Raw genomic sequence first — 24,484 nt, 5'->3', positions numbered from 1 at the left:
CACGACGCCCCGACGGCTCCGCTATGCTCGCGCGATGGCCCGTTCGCCGCTGTTCGCCGCCCTGCGCCGCGCCCTCCGCACCGCCGAGCTCGCTCGCCGCACCGGCCTCGATCCGGCCGAGCTCGCGGCGCGACGCCGGCCCGGCCCCGATCGCCGCACGGTGCTCAAGTCGGCGCTGGGCGCCGCCGCGCTGGTGCCGCTGGCGGCCGCGTGCGGCGACAACCTCGACGGCTCGGCCCGGGTCGCGGTGATCGGCGCCGGCACCGCTGGGCTCCACTGCGCGGTCCGCCTGGCCGAGGCCGGCGTCGACGTGACGGTCTACGAGGCCGCGGCCCGGACCGGCGGGCGCATGTTCACCGATCGCGGCCCGTACCCCGACGGCAAGGTCATCGAGCTCGGCGGCGAGCTGGTCGACTCCGGCCACACCGTCCTGCAGGGCCTGTGCGACGAGCTAGGCCTGACCCTCGACGATCTCGCGGCCGGCGACGCCGGCCTGCGCGGCGACACGTTCTACTTCGACGGCCAGATCGTGCCCGAGGCGACGCTGGTCACCGAGTTCACGCCGCTGGCGGCGCGCATGGCTACCGCGGCCGCGGCCGAGGACAGCCCGAGCGAGTTCGCGCGGCTCGACAACCTGTCGATCCCCGAGTGGCTGGGCACCGACGGCATGCTGCCATCGGGCTCGCTCATGCGCCGCATCCTCGAGCGCGCCTACGTCGGCGAGTACGGCCTCGAGGTCACCGAGCAGACGATCTGGAACCTGCTGTGGCTGATCGACTTCGACGCGCCCGATCCGTTCCGGATCTACGGCGACTCCGACGAGCGGTACCACATCCACGAGGGGAACCAGGCGGTGCCCGACGGCCTGGCCGCGCGCCTGACCGGGCGCATCGAGCTGGGCCACGAGCTGGTCGCGGTCCAGGCCGAGGACGGCGCGCGCCCGCGGCTCACGTTCGACACCGCCGGCGGCACGGTCGAGGCCACCTTCGACCGGGTCGTGTTCGCGCTGCCGTTCACGCTCCTGCGCCGGCTCGATCTCGCGGCCGCGGGCCTGTCCGACGGCAAGCAGGGGATCATCCGCCAGCTCGGCTACGGCACCAACGCCAAGCTGATGATGCGGTTCGGCAGCCGGCCGTGGCGCACCACCGGCCTGGCCAGCGGCGGCAGCGTGTCCGACGTCGGCGAGCTGCAGGCGACCTGGGGAGACCTCGCGCGGCTACGCCGGCGCAGACGGCATCCTGACCAACTTCGTCGGCGGCGCCCGCGGCGTCGCGCTCGGCAACGGCTCGGCCGAGGACCGCGCCGCCGAGGCGCTGCCGTGGCTCGACGCGGTGTTCCCCGGCAGCCAGGCCGCGTACACCGCCGGCTCGGCGGTGCGCATGCACTGGCCGACCGCGCCGCACGCGCTCGGCAGCTACGCTTGCTACAAGGTCGGGCAGGGCGGCTACAGCGGCCTCGAGGGCGAGGCCGAGGGCGCGTTCCACTTCTGCGGCGAGCACACCTCGGTCGACGCCCAGGGCTACATGGAGGGCGCGGCCGAGACCGGGCTGCGCGCCGCCGCCGAGGTCCTGGGCGAGCTGGGCCTGGCGCCGGGGCCGGCCATGCGCCGGATCCTCGACGTGCGCTCGGCCAAGCCGCGCCGCCGACGCCGGGGCCGTGGTACCAGAGCCGCATGAGCCCCGCGCCCGTGCTCGGTGTCGAAGCCATCCTCGAGATCCTGCCGCACCGGTTCCCGTTCCTGCTGGTCGACCGGGTGCTCGAGCTGTCGCCCGACAAGATCGTCGCGCTCAAGAACGTCACGTTCAACGAGCCGTACTTCCCCGGCCACTTCCCCGGCGCGCCGGTCATGCCGGGCGTGCTGCAGATCGAGGCGATGGCCCAGGCCGGCGGTCTGCTCGGCGCCCAGTCGGCCGGCTTCGATCGCACGACCCACGTGATGCTGTTCATGGGCATCGACGCGGCCAAGTTCCGCAAGCCGGTCGTGCCGGGCGACCAGCTGATCATCGAGGTCGTGCCGCTGCGCAAGGGCAAGATCATGAAGCTGCGCGGCGAGTGCCGGGTCGACGGCGCGGTCGTGTCGTCGGCCGAGATGCTGGCGGCGATCGCGCCGCGGAGCAAGGTGGCGTGAGCCGCGCGCTGGCGTTGGCGCTGGCGCTGGCGGCGGGCTGCCGCAGCGGCGGCGACCGTACCCACATCGTGCGCTCCGACGGCGGCGGGCCGGCCGTGCAGCTGGTCGATCGCCAGGCGGGCCCGGCCGCGACCCCGCGCACGCCCGAGCGCGAGCCCAACGACGACGCCGCCACCGCGATCGAGCTGGCGGCGACGGGGATGCGCGGCGCCCTCGACGGCGCCGCCGACGTCGACGTCTACGCGATGACCAGCCCCGGCGCGCGGCTGCTGACCGCGCGCCTGACCGGGATGGCCGGGATCGACGGCGCGCTCGACCTGCGTGACGAGCAGTTTCAGCTGATCGCCACCGCCGACCGCGGCGGCGCCGGCGTGGCCGAGGGCTTCCCCAACATCTCGCTCGACGCCGGTCGGTACTTCCTGGTCGTGCGCGAGATCGAGCACCGCAAGAAGGTCAAGGGCAAGGTCGACGCGGGCCCCGGGCGGGTCGGCCCGGGCCCGGCCTACGAGCTGACCGCGACCCAGGCCGAGGATCCGCCGCCCGACGGCGAGCGCGAGCCCGACGACGATCTCGGCGCGGCCAACGGGATCACGCTGGCGACGCCGGTGACCGGCTACGTCGGCTGGAAGGGCGACGTCGACGTCTGGAAGCTGGCCATCGACGGGCTGGCCGACGGCGACGGGCTCGACGTCGCGGTCACCGCCGTCGACAAGGTCGCGCTCACCGTCGAGTTCACCGACGCCGCCGGCCGGCAGCTGGTGCGCCAGACCGGGGCGGCCGGCGCGGCCCTGACCCTGCGCAGCATCGCGCCGCGGGTCGCGCCCGGCGAGCCGACCGTCCAGTACGTCAAGGTCAGCGGCACGCCGCCCAACCCCGACGCGACCTACGCGCTCACGATCCGGAGCCGGCTGCTCGATCTCGATGAGGAGGCCGAGCCCAACGACGCGGTCGACCGCGCGAACCCGCTGCGGTTCGGCACCGAGGACAGCGGCACGATGAGCGGGCAGCTCGGGCCGGGCGAGGTCGACCGGTTCGCGCTGTCGCCGAGCCTCGGCTTCGCGACGCTCGACGTCGCGCTCGACGCGCCCGCCGGCGTCGACGTGACCTTGACCGCGAGCGGCGGCGCCAAGGGCCAGGGCGCGCGCAGCGGCGCCCGGATCCAGCTCTCGAGCCTCGAGGTCGTGCCGGGGCAGGTGGTCACGCTGTCGGTCATGGGCAAGGGCGGCAAGGGCGTCGTGGCCGGGCCGTACCAGCTGCGGTGGTCGCTGTCGGCGCCGTCGGCGATCGCTCCGGACGTCGACCCGATGCCTCCGGAAGAAGAGTAGGCGACGCGGGTGGCGCGCCGACCGACCGCCGCCTGGACCGTGCTCGCGGTCCTGGCCCTCGCCAACCTGCTGTCGTACGCGTCGCGCAACGTGCCGTTCGCGGTCTACGACGATCTGCGCGCCCACTTCGCCGTCGACGATCGTGACCTGGGCTGGCTCGGCACGGCGTTCATGCTGCCGCACGCGCTCGCGACCTTGCCGGTCGGCTGGCTGGCCGATCGCGCCGATCGCCGCCGGGTCCTGGCCGCGGGCATCGTGCTGTGGAGCCTCGCCGGCCTGCTCGGCGCGGTGATCGACGACTACGCCGGCGTGCTGGTGACCCGGGTGCTGGTCGGCCTCGGCACCGCCGCGGTCGTGCCGGTCGCCAACGCGATGCTCGGCGAGCGCTACGCCGGTCGCCACAAGGCCACCGCGATGGCGGTCTTCAACCTGGGGCTGTTCATCGGCGGCGTCGCGGGCTTCGGCGCCGGCGGCGCGCTCGGGTTCCCCGACGGCTGGATCGCCGTCGCCGCGCCCGGCCTGGTGCTGGCGGTCGTGGTGATGCTCATCTCCGACCAGCGGACCGCCGCGGCGGTGCCGGTCGCGCGGGCGCGCCTGGGCCTGGGCGCGCGCCTGCGGTCGCTGGTGACCGACACCCGCGCCTTGCTGGCGGTGCCGACGCTGCGCCGGCTCGCGACCGCGACGACGGTGATGGCCTTCGCCGCCGGCGGGCTGCAGGCCTGGCTGCTCGACTTCCTGCAGCGCGACAAGGGCATGACCAAGGAGGCCGCGACCTCGCTGTTCGCGGGCTCGCTCGGCGCCGGCCTGCTCGGCGTGCTGGCGGGCGGGCACGTCGCCGACCGGCTGCGCCGGCGCTGGGCCTGGGGGCGGCCGGGTGCGATCGCGCTGGGCATGGCGGCGACGGTCCCGTGCGGGATCGCCGCGATCCTGCTGCCGGCCGGCGCGCCGCTGACGGTCGCGGCGGTGACGACGATGTTCTTCGTCACCTGGTACCACGGCCCGATGGCGGCCTCGATCGACGACGTCGCGCCGGTCGGGCGCGCGGCCTCGGCCCAGGCGGTCGTGCTGTTCGCGACCCACCTGCTCGGCACCGCGCCGTCGTCGCGGGTCATCGGCGAGATCTACCAGCGCGCCGGCGGGCGGCCGGCGATGCTGACCGCGGCCGGCGCGGTCGGGGTCGCGGCGGTGCTCATGACCCGCGCGTTCTCGACCTACGCCCACGACACCGAGCGCGCGGCGCAGGCGCGCGCGACTGCTGCTATAACCTGACCGTGCGTCGCCTCCTCGCGGTCGGTCTCGGTCTGTCGCTCGCGCTCGCCGCCGGCTGCGGCGGTGCGCGCACCGCCCCGGCCAGCGCGCTGGATCGCTACGCCTCGGCGCTGCGGGCCAAGAACTACGAGGCCGCCTACGAGCTGATGTCGTCGGAGTTCCGGGCCAAGGTCGGTCGCGACGAGTTCGTGCGCATGCTGCGCGACAACCCCCGCGAGGTCGACGACACCGCCGGTCGCCTGGTCAGCCGCAAGCGCCGGCTGCAGGTGACCGCCGAGCTGGTCTACGGTCTCGGGGACAGCCTGCGGCTGATCGAGGAAGACGGGCGCTGGCGGATCGCCGACAACCCGCTGGCGTTCTACGACCAGGCCACGCCGCGCGCGGCGCTGCGCTCGTTCGTCCGGGCCTACCGGCTCGAGCGCTGGGACGTGCTCCTGCGGTTCGTGCCCAAGGCCTACGCCGACCTCATGAACGTCGACAAGATGCGCGAGCAGTTCGCAGGCGAGCGCAAGGACGCGATGGCCCAGCTGATGAACGCGCTCGAGGCCAACGTCGATCAGCCGATCGAGGAGATCGGCCCCGGCGAGGCCCGGATGCGCTACGGCGCCGGCCAGCAGATCACCTTCGTCCGGGAAGACGGACGGTGGCGCCTCAAGGATCTCGAGTAGCTGGCCCGGGATCGGGGTGGGGTGACCAGATGGGCCCCCGTGCGCAAAAAATGTCGCTGTCCGGGCGTCGGGCTAACTCGCCGTGAGCGCTGGCAGAACTCGCCGCTCTGGGGTCAGCGGGCCCCTGGAGATCCCGGCACCGGGCGGTTCCGCCCACGTTCTCGACGGCAAAGATGTGCCGTCGCTTACTGGACCCCTTGGGGTTCTCGTGCGTTATGCTAACCATGAAGGGTGGTCGTCAGCGGCGCATCGATTGCAGCGTAAACAAAACGACCCGCCGAGCGTCTTACTAGTACCGCAGCGCCTCACCGTCTTCTCAAATCCTGGAAACCCCGGGAGACTAGGGCGGTTTCACCATGCTAGACCCCTGGATCATCGAAGAGATCTTGCGACGCGAGGAAGAGCAGCGTCGGCGCGATCACGAGCATCGCATCGAGGTGCCGCTCGAGTCGCCGCGCCCTGCCGAAGCCAACCCGCCGCCGACGCCCGCTCGTGAGGAGCGGGGCGTCGCCATCATCGACATCTAGTCCTTCCCCCAGGGGCCTGACGCCCTGGGGCCAACACCGACGAACGCCGGAGCGGCGGCCAACCCTGGCTGCCCAGAGGCGGACGGGCGCTGGCGGATTCCCGCCGGTGCTCGGGGATCGCGCCCGACGGCCGCGGCGGCGCGGGTGTCCGCCGATCGGGAGCTGCCGCCGAGCCTGCCGTGTGCACGGGTGTCATCCGATCGGGAGCTGGGTCGCGCCTGATCGGGAGCGGAGCGGGTGTCAGCCGAGCATGGGTGCCGTCGGTCGATTGTGACTGCCTGCCGTGTGCACGGGTGTCATCCGATCGGGAGCTGGGTCGCGCCTGATCGGGAGCGGAGCGGGTGTCAGCCGAGCATGGGTGCCGTCGGTCGAATATGACTGCATGCGTCAGAAGCCTGTGGTAGCTCTCCGGCTACTGGTCCGACCATGCCCCGTCGACTCACTCCACAGCTCGCATTCACCTTCGCGCTCACCGCGCTCGGGTGGTCGGCGCTGATCGCCCAGGCGATCGCGGCGGGCGGCGTCTTGGGCCACGCGAGCCCCCTGTCGTTCGCCGGCTTCGTGCTGGTCGTGGCCGCGGCCCGCGCGCTGGCGTTCCGGGTCGGTCCGAGCGTGCTGTCGCTCGACTCGGCGTTCTACGTCGCGGCCGCGGTCGCCGTCGGACCGGTCGCCGGCGGCGCGATGGTCGCGGTCACGCTCGCGGTCGACGCACTGGCGCGGCCGTGGTTCGCGCCGCGCAGCGTCCGCCAGACCTGGCCGGCGAGGCTCTTGTACGCGGCGTATTTCGGCGGCATGAGCGGCGGGCTCCTGGCGGCGATCGCCGCCGGGTTCGCGCGCCTCGATCTGTCGGCCGACCTCGAGCTCGACGTCATCATCCACGTCCTCCTCGTCGGCGGCGCGTTCCTCGTCGCCCACAACCTCCTGTCGGGGCTGCGCCAGGTGCTCGGCGGCCAGCCGTGGCGCCGGTTCGCCTGGGACCAGGCCGGCCCCGGCATGCTGGCCGAGGGATCGCTCCTGCCGCTGGCCGCCGTGCTCGCGCTCCTGTACCTGGCCCACGAGGAGGTCGCGTTCGTGTTCGTGTGCGCGACCTACCTGCTGGTCAACCTGATCTTCAATCGCCTGGCCCGGGCCAGCCACGCCTGGCGCGCGCGCGTGCGCGAGCTCGAGCAGCTCGATCACTCGGCCCGCGAGCTGGCCCGATCGATCGAGCTGCCGCACGTGGTCGCGACCGTGGCGCGGCAGGTGGTCCTCGCGATCCCCGCGGCCGAGACCGTGGCCCTGATCCATCGCGGCGCCGAGCGCGACACCGAGCGCTTCGTCGTCGACGCCTACGATCGCGACCGCGCGCACTTCGCGCGCCTCGCGGTGGCGCGCGGCGAGGGCGCCGCGGGGCGCGTGGTCGCGACCCTGGCGCCGGTCGCGATCGACGACCTCGCGCACAGCGACGTCGATCTCGGCCCCGAGGGCACCGAGGGCGTGCGCTCGTGGCTGGGCGTGCCGTTGTTCGTGGCCGGGACCTGCGAGGGCGTGCTGGCGGTGCAGAGCCGCGCGCCGGCGGCCTTCGGCCCCACCGACCAGCGGCTCTTGGCCTCGCTGGCCTTGCAGGTCGGCGCGGCGCTGCACAACGCGCACCTGTACACGATGGCGATGGTCGACGGCCTCACCGGGCTGTTCGTGCGGCGCTACTTCGACGCCCGCGTCGACGAGGAGATCGAGCGCGCGCGCCGCTACGACCAGGCGTTCTCGATCGTCATGATCGACATCGACGACTTCAAGCACCTCAACGACACCCACGGCCACCTGATCGGCGATCGGGTGCTGCGCGAGGTCGCGGCCGCGGTCAAGGGCGAGCTGCGCGGCGTCGACACCGCCGCGCGCTACGGCGGCGAGGAGCTGGTGATCATCCTGCCGCGCACCGAGCTGGTCGCGGCGCTGTCGCTGGCCGAGCGCATCCGCGTGCGGATCGCCGAGCGCCGCATCGCGGTCACCTCCGACGGGCCGGTGCTGTCGGTGACCGCGTCGTTCGGCATCGCCACGTACCCCGACAGCGGCCTGGGCTCGGCCGAGGACCTGGTCCGCCGGGCCGACCGCGCGCTCTACCGCGCCAAGCGCTCGGGCAAGAACCGGGTCGAGCTGTACTGGGCCGACGACAGCGGGCCGAACCCGACGGCCGAGGCCGCGGCGCACGCGGCGATCCACTGATCGCCGCCGCCGACCGCGCTCACCGAACGCGGACCGCCGTGACCGCGAGCTCCGCGTCGCCGCATTCGGCGCGGCCCGGATCGTCCTGCGTCCAGCGGTCGCTCGCCTTCGCGCTCACGGTCGTGGCGCCGGCGGCCAGGCTCACCTGGATCCGCTGGCCGCGGTCTCCGCGGTGGCCGTAGAGCCGAAGATCCAGGCAGCACACCCCGTCGCGGAGCGCGGCGCCGAGCTGCGGTTCGTCCCCCTTGCCAGCACGGAGCCCCAGCGCGCGCACGAGCGGCCGCGCATCGAACGCCGGCTTGGTGCCTTCACCGCGCACGGTCAACACCCCGAGCGCCTTGCGCTTGACGACGCAGCTCTCGCCACGGGGGGCGAGGGTGATCCGGTAGCGCCCGGCCAGCTGCGGACAGGGCGTGTCGGTGGGAGAGTCAGCGGCGCAGCGCTTGGGGAGCGGCGCCGCCGGGCCGTCATCGGCCATCGCGGGCGCGCCACCGAGCACCGCGGCCAGGGACATCGCGGCGATCGTCGTGCGCACGATGCCATCCTACCATCGCCGCCGCCGACCCGCGCGCTCAGCGGACGGGCAGGGCCGAGCCGGCCGGTGGCGGCGCGGTCGGGGCCCCGGCGCCGCCGCCGCTGTGCCACGGGTTCCAGCCGAACGCCGAGGCCAGGAGCGCCGCGCCGACGAGGAGGTACAGCACCGCGACCAGGCCGTGGGACCGGCGCGACATCGCGAGCATGCCGCGGCGCACGTTGGCCCGGACGAAGTTCGAGGGCCCGGCCACGGCCAGCCAGAGCCGGTAGCCACCGAAGCCGAGGATCAACACCGAGATCGAGATCGCCAGCCACTGCGGGATCGCCATGGTGGCCTCGATCTAGCACGGGCGGTGGCTCGAGCGGGCCATGTCGGGCGGTTGGTTGACAAATCAGCCCGGTTTGGGCAACGTGCGCCCGCCTACGGGCTGCCATGTCGCATCCGCACCATAAGTACAAGAATTCCGCGGCCTTCTATGACGTGGACGGCACCCTCATCCGGATCAACATCGTCCACACGTTCAGCTACTACGCGCAGCGTCAGCCGTCGCTCCTGGAGTCGGTGAAGCGGACCATCACCACCGCCGCCTCGATCCCGATGTTCTGGGCGGCCGACAAGGTCTCGCGCAAGTGGTTCAACGAGATCTTCTACCGCTCCTACCAGGGCGCGTCGGAGGACCGGCTGGTGATGCTCGCCGAGGAGCTGTTCGAGGACGTCATCGAGCCGAACATCTACCCGCGCGCGCGCGATCTCATCGACGAGTCGCGCCGGGCCGGCGTCCGGCAGGTGCTGATCTCGGGCGCCCTCGACTTCACGCTGCGGCCGCTGGCCCGGTACCTCGGCGTCGACGAGCTGATCGCCAACCAGCTCGAGTTCGACGGCGGCTACGCCACCGGCAAGCTCGCCAAGCCGTTCGTGGCCGGCGCCACCAAGGCCGAGATCATGCGCGGCTACGCCCGCAAGCACGCCATCGACCTGGGCGAGTCCTGGGCCTACACCGACAGCTTCTCCGACTACCCGATGCTGGCGGTGGTCGGTCACCCGACCGCGGTCAACCCCGACCTGCGGCTGCGCTCGATCGCGCGCAGCTACGACTGGCCGGTCCTCGATCTCGACGCCGCCTGACCCCGAGGCCTCCATGCGCGCCATCCGCCCCCGCACCCGTCCCGACAGCCGCGAGCACGTCGTCACCATCGACAGCGACAGCGCGCCGCGGATCATGTTCTACGGGGAGAACTTCCTCCTCGAGGATCTCCCGGTCGGGACCCGCGTCATCTACCCCAAGCGGCCGATCACCGGCGTCGCCAACCCCCAGGCGACGATCCGCTACGCCCTCAACCACCCCGAGGGCATGGATCCGCTGCACGCGCTGCTCACCCCCGGCATGAAGGTGACCGTCGCGATCGACGACATCTCGATGCCGCTGCCGGTGATGCGGCGGCCCGACGTGCGCCAGCTCGTGCTCGAGATCGTGTGCGAGATGCTGGCCGATCACGGCGTCGACGACGTCCACCTGGTGATCGCGCTGGCGCTGCACCGGCGCATGACCGACGCCGAGATCAAGCGGATGGTCGGCCCCAAGATCTGGAACGAGTACTGGCCCGATCGCCTCTACAACCACGACGCGTGCGACCCCGACGGCATGGTCGTCCTGGGCAAGACCCGCCACGGCGAGCTGGTCGAGGTCAACCGCCGGGCCGCCGAGAGCGACCTGGTCATCTACGTGAACATGAACTTCGTGCCCATGAACGGCGGGCACAAGTCGATGGGCGTGGGGCTGTGCGGCTACGAGAGCCTCAAGTCGCACCACACGCCCAAGATGATCGCGGACTCGAACTCGTACATGAACCCGCCGGACTCGGCGATCAGCCACTCGATGAACCGCCAGGGCGCGGTGGTCGAGAGCCACCTCAAGGTCTTCCACATCGAGACCGTGCTCAACAACCGCACGTTCGACGGCCCGCTCGACTTCCTGATGAAGAACGAGGACGACTTCACCGAGGCCGATCGGCTGAAGTTCCAGGGCATGAAGTGGGCGCTCGACAAGCTGCCGTTCGCGGCGCGGCGCGAGATCTTCATGCGCACGCCCGCGGCCTACGAGCTGATCGCCTGCACCGCCGGCGCGTGCGAGCCGGTCCACGACAAGACCCTGGCCAGGTCGTTCGATCAGTACGCGGTCGAGGTCGAGGGCCAGGCCGACATCCTGATCACCGGCATCCCGTACATCTCGCCCTACAACGTCAACTCGAAGGCGCTCAACCCGCTGCTCGTGCAGGTGATGGCGCTCGGCTACTACTACCACATGTACCGGGGCAAGCCGGTCTTGCGCGACGGCGGCGTCCTGATCATCGCGCACCCGTGCTCGGACAAGTTCGATCCGGTCCACCACCCGAGCTACATCGAGTTCTTCAACCGGCTCCTGCCCGAGACCACCGACAGCTACACGCTCGAGAAGAAGTACCAGGACGAGTTCGCGTACAACCCGAGCTACGTCGAGATGTACCGGCGCGGCAACGCCTACCACGGCGCCCACCCGTTCTACATGTGGTACTGGGGCCAGCGCGGGCGCGAGCGGGTGTCCCGGGTGATCGTCGTCGGCGCCGACAACACGACGGTGCCGACCTTGATGGGCTGGGAGACCGCCGACACGATGGCCGAGGCGATCTCGATGGCCCAGGGCACGATGGGCCGCTCGGCCAAGATCACGATGCTGCACCACCCCCCGATCGTGATCGCGGACGTCGCGTGATCTTGAGAGGGTTTTTCGAAAAAACCCTCCCCCGGCATGCGCCGCCCCCCCCCCAACCCCCGGCGACGTGACTCGGAGTTTGCCGCCAACACGCGACGTTGCTGCTGACTCCACCCGAAACGGCCCGGACCTGACTCGGATCCCTCCGCCAACACGCGACGTTGCTGCTGACCCCACCCGAAACGCCCCGACGCCCCACATGCGGCGTTGCTGCTGACCCCCGGTTGGACCTGACTCGGGTTTGCCGGAAGCGCCCGACGACCTCGACCCCGCCCCCGCTCGCCGCCCGCCGCGCTGACCTGGACCGTGACGCCGTGACCACGACCACCCCCGCCGACCGCCTCGACGTCACCGCCACCCTGCGCGGCAAGACGATCCTGCTCATCGGCACCACCGGCTTCGTCGGCAAGGTGGCGCTGTGCATGCTGCTCGACCGCTACCCCGACGTGGGGCGGGTCTACTGCCTGGTGCGGCCGGGCGCGGGCAACACCGCCGAGCAGCGGTTCTACAAGAAGGTCGCGACGTCCGAGGCGTTCCGGCCGCTGCGGGAGCGCCACGGCGACGGCACCGAGGCGTTCCTGCGCACCAAGATCGTCGCCATCCCGGGCGACATCGGCCGGGCGCTGTGCAACTTCGACGACGCGCAGTTCGAGGCGTTCGCGGCGTCGGGCGGCGTCGACGTCGTGCTCAACAGCGCCGGCCTGGTGTCGTTCATGCCGTCGCTCGAGAGCGCGCTGCGCATCAACGCCCAGGGCGCGCGCAACGTGCTCGAGGTCGCGCGCCGGCTCAAGGCCAAGCTGGTCCACGTCTCGACCTGCTACGTGGCCGGCCAGCGCGACGGCGAGATCTGGGAGGACGAGCCGGTGGTCGGCTACTTCCCGCGCCACGACGAGCTCAAGGACAAGGACTTCGACGCCACCGCCGAGATGGCCGACTGCCAGCGGATCATCGATCAGGTGCGCGAGCAGGCCAACGACCGCGCCCACATCTCGGACTTCCGCGACAAGGCCGCGCGGTCGCTCGAGGAGCAGCGCCGCGACCCCGACAACGAGGGCGACCTCAAGCTCGCGGTCGCGCGCGAGCGCAAGATGTGGATGGCCAAGCACCTGACCGACCTCGGCATGGAGCGGTCGCTGCACTGGGGCTGGACCAACACGTACACGTACACCAAGAGCCTGGGCGAGCAGGTCATCCTGGCCGACCGCGAGGTCGTGGCCACGGTCGTCCGCCCGGCCGTGGTCGAGAGCGCGGTCCGGTTCCCGTTCCCGGGCTGGAACGAGGGCTTCAACACCACCTCGCCGCTGGTCTACCTGGTGCTCAAGGGCCACACCCAGATCCCGGCCGGCGAGGACACCGCGCTCGACGTGATCCCGGTCGACATGGTCGCGGCCGGGATGCTCCTGGCCACCGCGGCGATCCTCGACGGCAGCCACGAGACCGTCTACCAGCTCGGCGCCTCGGACCTGAACCGCGTGACCTCGCGCCGGCTGACCGAGCTGACCGGCCTGGCCGTGCGGCGACACTGGCGCCGGAAGGTCGACGCCGGCGAGCACCCCTGGACCAACCGCATCAAGATGCGGCGCGAGGGCCGGCGGGTCAGCCAGGAGACCTTCGATCGGTTCTCGGCGCCGATGATGAAGCGCCTCGCCGACGGCGCGATCAAGATGATCGACACCCACCTGCCGCGCTGGGGCGCGCCCCGGCTCGAGGCGCTGGCGGCCCGGGCCAAGGACGAGCTGGCCAGGATCAGCCGGTTCACCGGCCAGGTGGTCGAGCTCACCGATCTGTTCAAGCCGTTCAACTACGATCGCGACATCACGTTCCGGTGCGATCGCACGCGCGCGCTGTGGCAGCGGGTCACCCCCGAGGACCAGGAGCGGCTGTGGTGGGCGCCCGAGACGATCAACTGGCGCGACTACTGGATCGGCACCCACTTCGCCGGCCTGCAGGAGTGGGTGTTCCCCACGCTCGACGACGAGTTCGGCCCCAAGCCCCGCACGGTCTACACCTACAAGGATCTGCTCGAGCTCTGGCACGCGACCACCAAGCTGCACGGCAACCGCGTGGCGCTGCGGCTGCGGCCGCGCATCGACGACGACGTCGATCCGCGTGACGTCGAGCCGGTGGTCTACACCTACGCCCGGATGGCCGACCTGGCCCTGGTCGGCGCGGCCCAGCTGCGGCAGCGCGGCGCCGCCGGCGGCCGGGTCATGATCATGAGCGAGAACCGGCCGCAGTGGGGCATCGCGTACTTCGCGATCCTCGAGGCCGGCGCCACCGCGGTGCCGCTCGACAAGGAGCTGTCGGCGCCCGAGGTCGCGAACCTGGCGCGGGTGTCGTCGGCCGCGGTGCTGCTGATCAGCGCGCGCGTGGCCGAGCGGCTGTGCGCCGACGTGGGCCTGGCGGTGCCGACCGACGCCGACGGCGCCGCCCACGCGGCCCTGGCCGCGCACCTGGCCGGGCAGGGCGTGACCGGGCAGGTGCTGGACTTCGACGAGTTCTTCACCGAGCCCGACGTGTCGCCCGGGGCGGTCGCGCCGGTGGTCAAGTCCGACTCGGTCGCGTCCTTGATCTTCACGTCGGGCACGACCGGCGTGCCCAAGGGCGTGATGCTGTCGCACAAGAACCTGACGTCGATGGTGTCCAAGCTGGCCGGCACGTTCTCGCTCTACAAGCACGACGTGCTCTTGAGCGTGCTGCCGCTGCACCACACGTTCGAGTTCTCGGCCGGGTTCCTGATGCCGCTCACGCACGGCGCCTCGATCACCTACCTCGAGGAGATCGACGCCGACAACCTGGGCGCGGCGCTCGAGGAGGGCGGCATCACCGGCATGGTCGGCGTGCCGGCGCTGTGGCAGCTGCTCGAGCGCAAGGTCTACAAGAACATCTCCGACAAGGGCATCCTGCTCGAGCGGGCGTTCGAGACCGTCGTCGACGGCAACCGCGCGCTGCGCGACAAGCTCGGCGCCAGCCTGGGCAAGATCGCGTTCTACCCGGTCCACAAGAAGCTCGGGCCGCGGATGCGCCTGCTGATCAGCGGCGGCTCGGCGCTGCCGCCCGAGACGATGAAGACCTTCCGCGGCCTCGGGTTCAACCTGTACGAGGGCTACGGCATGACCGAGGCGGCGCCGGTCCTGACCGTGACCCGGCCTGGCGACGAGCTGATCCCGGGCTCGGTCGGGCGGGCGCTGCCGGGCGTCGACGTCCGGATCGACGCCCCCGACGCCAAGGGCATCGGCGAGGTCGTGGCCAAGGGGCCCAACGTCATGCTCGGCTACTTCGAGAACCCCGAGGCGACCGCCGCGACCCTGCAGGACGGCTGGCTCCACACCGGCGACCTCGGCCGGATCGACGCCGACGGCAACCTGTTCATCGTCGGCCGCAAGAAGGAGATGATCCTGGGGCCGTCGGGCGAGAACGTGTACCCCGACGAGCTCGAGGAGCTCTACGGCGACTCGCCGTGGGTCAAGGAGATCTCGGTGGTCGGCCTCGCCGCCGGCGACGGCGCCGAGACCGTGGCCGCGCTGATCGTCCCGGACTACGAGCACGGCAGCAAGGACCGCGAGGGCGTGCGCGACGAGGTGCGCGAGCACCTGAAGAAGGTCGGCAAGCAGCTGCCGCTGTACAAGCGGCTCAAGGTCGTCCACCTGTGGGACTTCGACCTGCCCAAGACCTCGACCCGCAAGATCAAGCGCAAGGAGGTCATCAAGGAGCTCGAGCGCCTCGAGAAGGCCGCCAAGGGCGGGGCCGAGGTCAAGCGTCTGGCCGCGGCCGGCGGCTCGAGCACCGACTGGGTGCGCGAGGTGATCGCGTCGGTGGCCCAGAAGAAGCGCGCCGACGTGGCCGGCGACACCCGGCTCGACGCGCTCGGCTTCGACTCGCTCATGTTCACCGAGCTGGGCGTGGCGCTCGAGGGCGCCGGCGCGACCCTGCCGGACCCCAGCGAGCTGGTCGGGCTCGAGACCGTCGCCGACGTCGAGGCGCTGATCGCGCGGCTCGGCGGCAAGGCCCGGAGCGACGCCAAGGCCCGCAAGCTGGTCGGCAAGAGCAAGGACGACGCCAAGGACGACGACGAGATCGACGTGCCGGCGCCGGTGGTGCGGGCCGGCCGGGCGCTCCTGCGCGCCGGGATGCGCAACCTCTACGACCGCTACCTCGACACCAAGGTCACCGGCCGCGCCTACGTGCCGCCGTTCGGCGGCTACATCCTGGCGGCCAACCACACCAGCCACCTCGATATGGGCTTATGCAAGTACGCCCTGGGCGAGCACGGCGACGGCGTCGTGGCCCTGGCGGCGAAGGACTACTTCTTCGACGACCCGGTGCGGAAGGCCTACTTCGAGAACTTCACCAACCTGGTGCCGATGGAGCGGTTCGGCTCGCTGCGCGAGTCGCTCAAGCTGGCCGGCGACGTGCTTCGGCAGGGCTACGTGCTCTTGATCTTCCCCGAGGGCACGCGCTCGGACACCGGCGTGATGGCCGACTTCAAGCCGTCGCTGGGCTACCTGGCGATGACCAACAAGTGCGGGATCCTGCCGATGTACCTGGCCGGCACCCACGCGGCGATGCCCAAGGGCGACTACCTGCCCAAGCGCGACGCCAAGGTCTCGGCCCACATCGGGCCGTTCCTGTCGCACGCCGACGTGGCCGCGCTCGGCGCTGGCAAGACCCGCGCCGAGGGCTACCGGGTGATCAGCCAGGAGGTCGAGCGGACGATCCGCCGGATGGCGCCGCGCGATCAGGCGTGGACCCTGGGCGAGGCTGGGACGACGCCGTGGGCCCACTGGGCCGCCGCCAACGGGGTGGTCGTCACCGAGGAGGCGTCGTCGTGACCGCCGCGGCTGCGCCCGTGCTCGTCACCGGCGCCACCGGGTTCCTGGGCGAGCACCTCTGCGCCGAGCTGGTGCGGCGGGGCGTGGCGGTGCGCGCGCTGGCCCGGACGCGGTCCGACTACCTGACCGACCTCGGCGTCGAGGTGGTGCGCGGCGACGTGCGCAGCGCCGACGATCTCGACCGGGCGATGCCGGGCGTGACCGCGGTGTTCCACCTGGCCGGCATGGTCTCGCGCGATCCCGACGACACCACCCGGATGATGCGCCTGCACGTCGACGGCACCCGCGCGGTGGCCGAGGCCATGGCCCGCCACGGCGTCAAGCGCATGATCCTGGCGTCGACCTCGGGCACGATCGCCGTGTCCGAGGACGAGGCCATCCTCGACGAGCGCGACGGCACCCAGGAGTCGATCGCGGCCAAGTGGCCGTACTACGCCTCGAAGATCTACCAGGAGCGCCTGGCGTTCGACCTCGGCGCGCGCCTGGGCCTCGACGTGATCGCGCTGTGCCCGAGCCTGCTGCTGGGTCCGGGCGATCGGCGGCTGTCGTCGACCGGCGACGTGCTCAAGTTCCTGCGCGGCCAGATCCCGTCGATCCCGACCGGCGGCGTGAACTTCGTCGACGCCCGGGACGCGGCGATCGCCTTCGCCAACGCGCTGACCGCGGGCACGCCGGGCGAGCGCTACCTGCTCGGCGGCCCCAACTGGACCACCGCCGAGTTCTTCGGCCGGCTCGAGCGGGTGTCGAAGGTGCGGGGCCCGTGGCTCAAGCTGCCGCCGAAGCTGCAGCGCTGGGGCGCGGCCGCGATGGAGGAGGTCTACCGCTGGCGCGGCAAGGCGCCGCCGGTCGATCGCATCTCGGTCGCGATGGCCGAGCACTACTGGTGGTTCGACTCGGCCAAGGCCGAGCGCGAGCTGGGCTTCACGACCCGCGACCCGCAGCTGACGTTGGCCGAGACGGTGAAGTACCTGCGGCAGGGCCTCGACAGCTGACGTTCCCGGGCGCCCCGGCGCAGGCCCGGGGCGTGCCGAGGTCGAGGGCTGCCCGCGAAGCGGACCACCGGCGCCCCGTCGACCTTCCCGAGCGAGGTTGATCCCGCGCGCCGGGATTCTCCCAGCGCGCCGAGCGGTGCTCGCCCGAAGACCTACACGCGAGCGCTGATGTCCGTGCGCGCCTGGTGATCCGATCGGGCCGCTGGCGCGTAACCACGCTGCCGCCGGCACGTACCAGCCGTGGCGCCCCATGCTCGAACCCGAATGTGACAGCACGCCTGACGCCGCGTACACTGACGGCGTGGTGCAGCCCGGCCAGATCCTCGCAGGCAAGTTCCAGGTCGAGCGCGTGCTCGGCGAGGGCGGGATGGGGGTCGTCGTCGCGGCGCAGCACCTGCAGCTGGGCCAGCTGGTCGCGCTCAAGTTCCTGCACCGCGAGGCGCTCCAGAACGCGACGGTGACCGAGCGGTTCCTGCGCGAGGCCCGGGCGATCGTCAAGCTCAAGAGCGAGCACGTCGGCCGGGTGATCGACGTCGGCACGCTCGAGGACGGCGCGCCGTACATCGTCATGGAGTACCTGGACGGCTGCGACCTGCAGCAGTTCTTGCTCCAGCACACCCGGCTGCCGCTCGGACAGGCGGTCGACTTCGTGCTGCAGGCGTCCGAGGCCGTGGCCGAGGCCCACTCGCTGGGCATCATCCACCGCGACCTCAAGCCCGCGAACATGTTCCTGACCACCAGCGCTGACGGCGTCGCGATGGTCAAGGTGCTCGACTTCGGCATCTCCAAGGCCACCGGCGACAGCGAGGACTTCTCGCTGACCCGGACCGCGATGGTGATGGGCTCGCCGGGCTACATGTCGCCCGAGCAGCTCCGCAGCGCCCGCGACGTCGACGTGCGCACCGACGTCTGGGCGCTGGGCGTCATCCTGTACGAGCTGGTGACGGGGCTGGCGCCGTTCGCGGCCGAGACCATCACCGAGCTGACCCTCAAGGTCGCGATGGATCCGGTCCCGCCGATGCCCGTCGACGTGCCGCCGGCGTTCGCCGCGGTCGTCAACAAGTGCCTCGCGAAGGATCCGACCCAGCGCTACAGCTCGATCGCCGAGCTGGCCGCGGCGCTGGTGCCGTTCGGCGGGCCCAGCGCCCACCAGCAGGCGCAGCGCATCGCGCGGGTCCAGGCCGGCCTGGCCACGAACCTGCTCCGGAGCGGCGTGCTGCCGGTGCCGACGTCGCCGACGACGCTGTCGGCGACCGCGAGCGCGAGCAGCACCGGCGGCGCGACGTCGGGCAAGCGGTACGGGATCATGATCGGCGCGGCGGTGGCCGCGGTCGCGATCGTGGTCGCGGTGGTGATCGCGATGAGCGGCGGCAAGGGCGATGGCGCCGGCGCCGGCGCGGCCCGGCAGCCCGATCCGGGGAGCGCGGCGGGCACGGATGTCGGCGCGGCCGCGGCGACGGGCTCGGCGACGGGCTCGAACATGGCCACCGGTTCCGGATCGGCGGCGGGGTCGGGCTCCGGCTCGGACATCGCGACCGGGTCGGGCTCCGGCTCGGACATCGCGACCGGGTCGGGCTCCGGCTCGGACATCGCGACCGGGTCGGGCTCCGGCTCGGACATCGCGACCGGGTCGGGCTCCGGCTCGGACATGGCCGCGGGCTCGGGCTCAGACATGGCCGCTGGCTCGGGCTCGGGCTCGGGCTCCGGCTCGGGCTCGGCGAAGCGCGGCGGGCATCGCCGCGGCTCGGGCAGCGCCGCGGGCAGCGGCAGCGGGTCCGAGGACTTTTCGGGCTCGCGCCATTGAGTCGGGCGCGCTGGCAACGATCGCCCTGACCGGGCATGCTCGCACCATGCGACTGCACCTCGCGCTCTTGACGGTGGGGCTGTGCGCCGCGACGGCCACGGCCGTGGCCCAGCCCGACGACAGCCTGGCGAAGAAGACCGCGGCCGAGGCCGCGTTCCGGCAGGCCAAGGATCAGATCGCGGCCGGCCAGGTGACCGAGGCGTGCGAGTCGTTCCGGAAGAGCCAGGAGCTCGATCCGCAGTTCGGCACCCAGTACAACCTCGCGCTCTGCTACGACAAGCTCGGCCGGTCCGCGTCGGCGTGGGGGTTGTTCACCGCGCTCGCCGAGACCGACTCCAACAAGGGCCGCAAGGCCGACGCCGCCAAGCGCGCCAAGGCGCTGGGGCCGAAGCTGGTGCGCGTGCTGCTGGTCCTGCGCGGCGACACCCCGAACGTGCGGGTCGAGCGCGACGGCACCGACATCACCGCGGCGATCGGCGTCGCCACGCCGGTCGATCCTGGCAGATCGATGATCTCGGCCAGCGCGGAGGGCTACGAGCCGTGGAAGGCCGAGGTCGCGGTCATGGGCGATGGCACCACGGTCACCGTCGAGATCCCGTCGCTGACCAGGATCCCCGAGGTGCCGACGCCGCCGGATCCGGACCCCGATCCGACGCCGATCGTCGTGCGACCGCCGCCGCCGCCGCCGCCGCCCAGCGATCCCGGGCCTGGTCGCCGCAGGCTCGGCCTGGGGCTGACCGCCGGCGGCGTGGCCGCGCTGGGCGCCGGCGTCGCGTTCGGGCTGATGGCGCGCAGCGCCAGCGACGAGGCCAAGGCCGAGTGCGGCGGCGACGTCGGCGACTGCCGCGGCGATCTCGCGACCGCGCGCGACCTGACCGACTCGGCGCGCACCCGCGCCACGATCTCGACCGTCGCGTTCGCCGTCGGCGGCGCCGCGGTGGTGGGCGGCGTGGTGCTGTACCTGACCGCGCCGAAGCGCCGCGGCGCCCGCGAGGTGGCGGTGGCGCCCGCCGTCGGTAGCGATCAGCTCGGGCTGCTGGTCCGCGGCTCGTTCTAGGCGCCGCGCATGTCGACCAACCTCTCGGTCAACCTCAACAAGGTCGCGCTCCTGCGCAACTCGCGCGGCCACGACAACCCGTCGCCCCGGGTGGCGGCGCACGCGTGCATCGACGCGGGCGTCGCCGGGCTGACGCTGCACTGGCGCGCCGACGAGCGCCACACCCGCGAGGCCGACGTCCGCGACCTGCGCGCGATCTGTCGTGAGCGCGGCGTCGAGTTCAACCTCGAGGGCGACGAGCGCCCCGAGCTGCACGCGCTGGCGGCCGAGCTGGTCGTCGATCAGTTCACGCTGGTGCCGGTCAAGCCGGGCGAGGTCACCAGCGATCACGGCTGGGAGCTGCCGCGCCAGACCGCGCAGATCGCGGCGATCCTCGGCGGGCTCAACGACCGTGGCGTGCGCACGGCGATCTTCATGGATCCGGATCCGGCGCAGATGGCCCTGGCCGCCGCCACCGGCGCCGCGCGCGTCGAGCTGTACACCGAGCCGTACGCGTCGGCGTGGTCGACCCCGCGCCGGGCCGAGGAGCTCGCGCGGCTGCAGGCGTGCGGGCGGGCCCTCGCCGCCGCCGGGCTCGGCGTCAACGCCGGCCACGATCTCGACCTGCACAACCTGCCGACGTTCGCGCGCGCGGTGCCCGAGCTGGCCGAGGTGTCGATCGGTCACGCGCTCCTGGCCGACGCGCTCTACCTGGGGCTGGCCGAGACGATCGCGCGGTACCTGCGGGCGTGCCGCGGCGAAGACGTCGCCGCGCCGGTCACGCGTTGATGCGGCGCGCGCTGGCCGCGCTGGGCGCGCTGGCGGCGTGCGGCCACCCCGCGCCGACGACGACCGCGCGCGGCTGCCCGACCGCGGCGGTGGTGGCCTCGTCGCAGGAGCAGCTCGACGCCCTGGCCGGGTGCGCGCGGCTGCCCGGGTTGTCGGTGCGCTCGGCGGCGCCGCTCGACCTCGCGCCCCTGGCCGGGCTGGCGCAGGTCGACGGCGATCTGATCATCGGGCCGACCCTGGCGCTGACGTCGGTGGGCCTGCCGGGGCTGCGGACGGTCGGCGGGCGGTTCGCGGTGGTCAGCGGCGGCGCGATCAGCGGCGTGTTCGCGCCGACGGTGGTCGAGGTCGGCGCGCTCGAGATCCGCGACCTGCCGAGCCTGGCGACGCTGAGCTTGTCGCGCCTGGTCTCGATCGGCGGGCCGATCACGATCGCGCGGGTGCTGGCGCTGGAGCTCGTCGACGTCTCGGCGCTGACCACGACCGGCGCGGTCGCGATCGACGCGCCGCCGGCCACGACCTGGCTCGGCGCGCGCCCCGTCGGCGCCGCTGGCCCCTGAGGAGTTCGTCACACCCGAGCCGCCTTCAGGTCGTGATATCTTGGCGGAATATGTACCGCTTCCTGTTCGTGCTCCTGGGTGGGGTGCTGGTGCTCGGGTGCGCGTCGAGCAAGGTCGGCGGCAACTGCGACCCGGCGGACGAGCCGTGCGCGTGCGACGTCGCGACGCCGTGCCCGACGGGCTACGTCTGCGGTCCGGGCGGCACGTGCGTGGTCGACCTCGACGCGGGGCCCACGGTCGACGCCGGGCCCACGGTCGACGCGCCGCCGCGCAAGGCCTTCGGCGATCCGTGCCTGGGCAACGCCGAGTGCGAGTCGGACATCTGCATCTTCGTCGGCACCGGCGGCCGTTGCACCCGGCTGTGCGACAACGACTGCCCGAGCGAGTGGGGCTGCTTCGGCGTCATCGACGTGATCGATCCGGGCGAGATCGACAACGTCTGCGTGCCCGTGATCGACCAGCTGTGCTCGGCGTGCAGCGGCGACGCCGAGTGCACCCAGCTCGGCATGGACCGCTGCCTGACCTACCCCGACGGCGATCAGTACTGCAGCCGCGACTGCAGCGTCGTCCAGTGCCCGACCGGCTACGCGTGCACCGACCTGACGATCGGCGGCAGCCCGACCAAGCAGTGCGTGCCCAACAGCGGCGCGTGCGACTGCAGCGCCGCGAACACCGGCATGATGGAGACCTGCTCGATCACGACGCCGTTCGGCACCACCTGCGGCGGCATGCGGACGTGTCAGGGCGCGACCGGCTGGGGCGGGTGTGAGCCGCCGGCGGCGACCGACGACCCCGACGGCACGTACACCGACGCCAACTGCGACGGCATCGACGGCGACGTCACCCGCGGCGTCTTCGTCGCCGGCGGCGGCGCGAACGTGCCGACCTGCGGCCTGACGTCGACGTCGCCGTGCCAGACCATCAGCTACGGCGTCGTCCGGGCCGCCACCGTCGGGCGCAACCACGTCTTCGTCCAGGCCGGCACCTACAACGAGGTGGTCGTGCTGGTGAACGGCGTCAACGTCTGGGGCGGCTACGACTTCAGCTGGCAGCGCGCCGGCTACGCCACGCCCGGTCACCGGGTCGAGATCATCGGCGCCCAGGACAACGCCGCCGGCGGCGACGGTGAGTACCTGGCCGTGCGCGCGCACGACCTGATCGTGCCGGTCACGCTCGGCGACCTGGTGATCACCGGGCCGACCGCGACGGGCCAGGTCGGCGGCAACGGCCGCTCGAGCTACGCCGTCCACGTCGACGCCGCGACCGTGCGGCTCGAGCGGGTGGCGATCAACGCCGGCAACGGCGCCGACGGCGCGACCGGCAGCGCCGGCGCCGACGCGGTCCTGACGGCGTCGCAGAGCTACATGGACGGCGGGCGCGGCGGCGACGGCCGCGAGTACAACACCACGTGCGACTCGAGCGGGCGCGGCGCCGCCGGTCCCGCGGGCACCAACACCTGCACCTCGAGCCCGTCGACCCGCGCGATGAACGCCGGGGCCGGCGGCGCCGGCGGTCAGATGGACACCGACTGCAACGTGTTCTCGCTCGACTACAACGCCCGCGCGGGCGCCAGCGGGGCGGCCGCGGCCTATCGCAACGGCAGCTTCGGCGCGCCCGGCACCGGCGGCAGCGGCGTCGACCAGTGCGGCCCGACGACCGGCGGCGGCCCTGGCCAGGTCGGCAACGGCGCCCGCGGCACCGCCGTCGCTGGCGCCGCGGTGACCAACGGCTACTGGTACGGTAACCCCGGCACCGCCGGCGACACCGGCGAGAACGGCGGCGGCGGCGGTGGCGGCGGCGGCGCCGGCGGCTGCGACATCGGGACCGACTCTTACGGCGCGGGCGGTGGCGGCGGCGGCGCCGGCGGCTGCGCGGCCCGCGGCGGCGGTGGCGGCGGCGGTGGCGGCGGCGGCAGCTTCGGCGTGTTCGCGGTCAGCAACGGCGCGGTGACGATCACCGGCTGCGCGCTGGCGCGGGGCAACGCCGGCCGCGGTGGCGACGGCGGCACCGGCGGTCGCGGCCAGAGCGGCGGCGCCGGCAACACCGGCGGCGCGTCGCCCGGCGGCGCCACGCCTGGCGTCGGTGGCGCCGGCGCCCACGGCGGCCACGGTGGCGGTGGCGGCGGCGGGCAGGGCGGCCGCTCGGTCGGCCTGGTCACGACCCCCGGCTCGACGATCACCCAGGACTGCACGATCAGCGGCGGCGCCCTCGGCGCCGGCGGCAGCGGCGGCGCCCACGCGCCGGCCGCGCCCGCGATCGAGCGCGACGGCAACGACGGCCAGGGCGGCGCCAACGGCACGCTCCAGACCACCCGCGCCTGCGCCAGCGGCACGAGCTGCTGAGCGGGGCGCGCGCCGGGCCGCAACCCACGCTCGATGTAGCCGGTGTAAGGTCAACTACAGTGAAATGATTCGTCAAGTGCCGGGAAGGTCTACGTCTCAGCTCGCGTAGAATGGTGCATCCAATCCGGCTCTCGCTGGACATTCGTGGATGGGCATTCGGATGCACGTGTCGCGGCAAACTGATCGACGCGAGCCACAACGCTCGACCGGGATCTCGCAACCAACCGTCGCGGTGGTCAGGCCGAGCGCCGCGGCGTGCGAGCGCAGGCGGCGGACGCTCGACGACAGCGGCCGGGCGCCGCGCCGCCCCCCAGCCGCGACAGCAACGCCAAGCGGCCGCGCCACGCCCCGCGCGACCCCACGCTCGACCCCCCCGGCCCCGCGACCCGCCGCAACGCCCACCCGACCCACGACGCCGCCCGCCGGGCCCCCCCCCGGCCCCCGGACAACCGCAGCCGCACGCGCGCGCGCCAGGCAGACCACCCGCGGACCCGCCGCGCCACGCCCCCCCCCCCCCCCCCCCCCCCCCCCCCCCCCCCCCCCCCCCCCCCCCCCCCCCCCCCCCCCCCCCCCCCCCCCCCCCCCCCCCCGGCGCCCCCCCCCCCCCGATCACCGCCGGCGATCCGGACGGCCTCGCCGCCATCGGCGTCCACGTCGGCGACGACTTCGACGCGCCGGGGGTCGAGTGGGGGCTGGGCCGCCGCGGCAACGAGTACGTTATCGTCAAGG

General features: G+C 73.0%; 17 protein-coding genes. 15 read left to right on the top strand and 2 right to left on the bottom strand.

The window, feature by feature from the left end:
- The first annotated feature begins 34 nt into the window (after window positions 1-34).
- The 6 genes from fabZ (at window position 35) to IPL61_11100 (ending at window position 8,119) form a co-directional block, all read left to right on the top strand.
- Window positions 35-2,128 carry a 3-hydroxyacyl-ACP dehydratase FabZ gene (gene fabZ, locus IPL61_11125; protein MBK9031859.1) on the top strand — a complete coding sequence of 698 codons (2,094 nt, stop codon included), beginning with the start codon at window positions 35-37 and terminating at the stop codon, window positions 2,126-2,128.
- Window positions 2,125-3,453: a hypothetical protein gene (locus tag IPL61_11120; protein ID MBK9031858.1), complete on the top strand. Its 1,329-nt coding sequence runs from the start codon at window positions 2,125-2,127 to the stop codon at window positions 3,451-3,453. Before fabZ ends, IPL61_11120 begins: the two co-directional genes overlap by 4 nt.
- Before the next feature lie 9 nt (window positions 3,454-3,462).
- Window positions 3,463-4,722: an MFS transporter gene (locus tag IPL61_11115; GenBank protein ID MBK9031857.1), complete on the top strand. Its 1,260-nt coding sequence runs from the start codon at window positions 3,463-3,465 to the stop codon at window positions 4,720-4,722.
- Window positions 4,723-4,724: 2 nt separating this feature from the next.
- Window positions 4,725-5,390, top strand: a complete 666-nt coding sequence (locus IPL61_11110) for a hypothetical protein (GenBank protein ID MBK9031856.1) — start codon at window positions 4,725-4,727, stop codon at window positions 5,388-5,390.
- A gap of 356 nt (window positions 5,391-5,746) precedes the next feature.
- On the top strand, window positions 5,747-5,917 hold the full coding sequence (locus IPL61_11105) for a hypothetical protein (GenBank protein ID MBK9031855.1): 171 nt from the start codon (window positions 5,747-5,749) through the stop codon (window positions 5,915-5,917).
- A gap of 426 nt (window positions 5,918-6,343) precedes the next feature.
- On the top strand, window positions 6,344-8,119 hold the full coding sequence (locus IPL61_11100; GenBank protein ID MBK9031854.1) for a sensor domain-containing diguanylate cyclase: 1,776 nt from the start codon (window positions 6,344-6,346) through the stop codon (window positions 8,117-8,119).
- Between the two features lie 19 nt (window positions 8,120-8,138).
- Here the strand turns inward: IPL61_11100 and IPL61_11095 are convergent, their stop codons facing one another.
- Together IPL61_11095 and IPL61_11090 are read right to left on the bottom strand one after the other, a co-directional pair.
- Window positions 8,139-8,654: a hypothetical protein gene (locus IPL61_11095; GenBank protein MBK9031853.1), complete on the bottom strand. Its 516-nt coding sequence runs from the start codon at window positions 8,652-8,654 to the stop codon at window positions 8,139-8,141.
- 37 nt (window positions 8,655-8,691) lie between these two features.
- Window positions 8,692-8,982, bottom strand: coding sequence for a hypothetical protein (locus IPL61_11090; protein ID MBK9031852.1), 291 nt, complete (start codon window positions 8,980-8,982; stop codon window positions 8,692-8,694).
- A gap of 104 nt (window positions 8,983-9,086) precedes the next feature.
- On the opposite strand from IPL61_11090, the gene IPL61_11085 reads away from it, so the two are divergent.
- From IPL61_11085 to IPL61_11045, 9 genes are all read left to right on the top strand, one after another.
- Window positions 9,087-9,779, top strand: a complete 693-nt coding sequence (locus tag IPL61_11085) for an HAD-IB family hydrolase (protein ID MBK9031851.1) — start codon at window positions 9,087-9,089, stop codon at window positions 9,777-9,779.
- Window positions 9,780-9,792: 13 nt separating this feature from the next.
- The gene (locus IPL61_11080; protein MBK9031850.1) at window positions 9,793-11,403 is read left to right on the top strand and encodes a DUF2088 domain-containing protein; all 1,611 of its coding nucleotides are present in this window, start codon (window positions 9,793-9,795) and stop codon (window positions 11,401-11,403) included.
- A gap of 314 nt (window positions 11,404-11,717) precedes the next feature.
- Complete coding sequence (locus IPL61_11075) at window positions 11,718-16,235, top strand: AMP-binding protein (GenBank protein ID MBK9031849.1); 4,518 nt, start codon at window positions 11,718-11,720, stop codon at window positions 16,233-16,235.
- 17 nt (window positions 16,236-16,252) lie between these two features.
- Window positions 16,253-17,227 carry an NAD-dependent epimerase/dehydratase family protein gene (locus tag IPL61_11070; protein MBK9031848.1) on the top strand — a complete coding sequence of 325 codons (975 nt, stop codon included), beginning with the start codon at window positions 16,253-16,255 and terminating at the stop codon, window positions 17,225-17,227.
- Window positions 17,228-17,528: 301 nt separating this feature from the next.
- The gene (locus tag IPL61_11065) at window positions 17,529-19,031 is read left to right on the top strand and encodes a serine/threonine protein kinase (protein ID MBK9031847.1); all 1,503 of its coding nucleotides are present in this window, start codon (window positions 17,529-17,531) and stop codon (window positions 19,029-19,031) included.
- Between the two features lie 46 nt (window positions 19,032-19,077).
- The gene (locus IPL61_11060) at window positions 19,078-20,088 is read left to right on the top strand and encodes a hypothetical protein (GenBank protein ID MBK9031846.1); all 1,011 of its coding nucleotides are present in this window, start codon (window positions 19,078-19,080) and stop codon (window positions 20,086-20,088) included.
- A gap of 9 nt (window positions 20,089-20,097) precedes the next feature.
- Window positions 20,098-20,856, top strand: coding sequence for a pyridoxine 5'-phosphate synthase (locus tag IPL61_11055; GenBank protein ID MBK9031845.1), 759 nt, complete (start codon window positions 20,098-20,100; stop codon window positions 20,854-20,856).
- Window positions 20,856-21,413 carry a hypothetical protein gene (locus IPL61_11050; protein ID MBK9031844.1) on the top strand — a complete coding sequence of 186 codons (558 nt, stop codon included), beginning with the start codon at window positions 20,856-20,858 and terminating at the stop codon, window positions 21,411-21,413. Before IPL61_11055 ends, IPL61_11050 begins: the two co-directional genes overlap by 1 nt.
- A 50-nt stretch (window positions 21,414-21,463) precedes the next feature.
- The gene (locus tag IPL61_11045; GenBank protein ID MBK9031843.1) at window positions 21,464-23,755 is read left to right on the top strand and encodes a hypothetical protein; all 2,292 of its coding nucleotides are present in this window, start codon (window positions 21,464-21,466) and stop codon (window positions 23,753-23,755) included.
- Window positions 23,756-24,484: the final 729 nt, after the last annotated feature.

The sequence above is a fragment of the Myxococcales bacterium genome (genome assembly GCA_016717005.1).
GTDB lineage: Bacteria > Myxococcota_A > Polyangia > Haliangiales > Haliangiaceae > UBA2376.
Note: the sequence above shows the minus strand (reverse complement) of the source record. Positions and strands in the feature narration are given on the sequence as shown.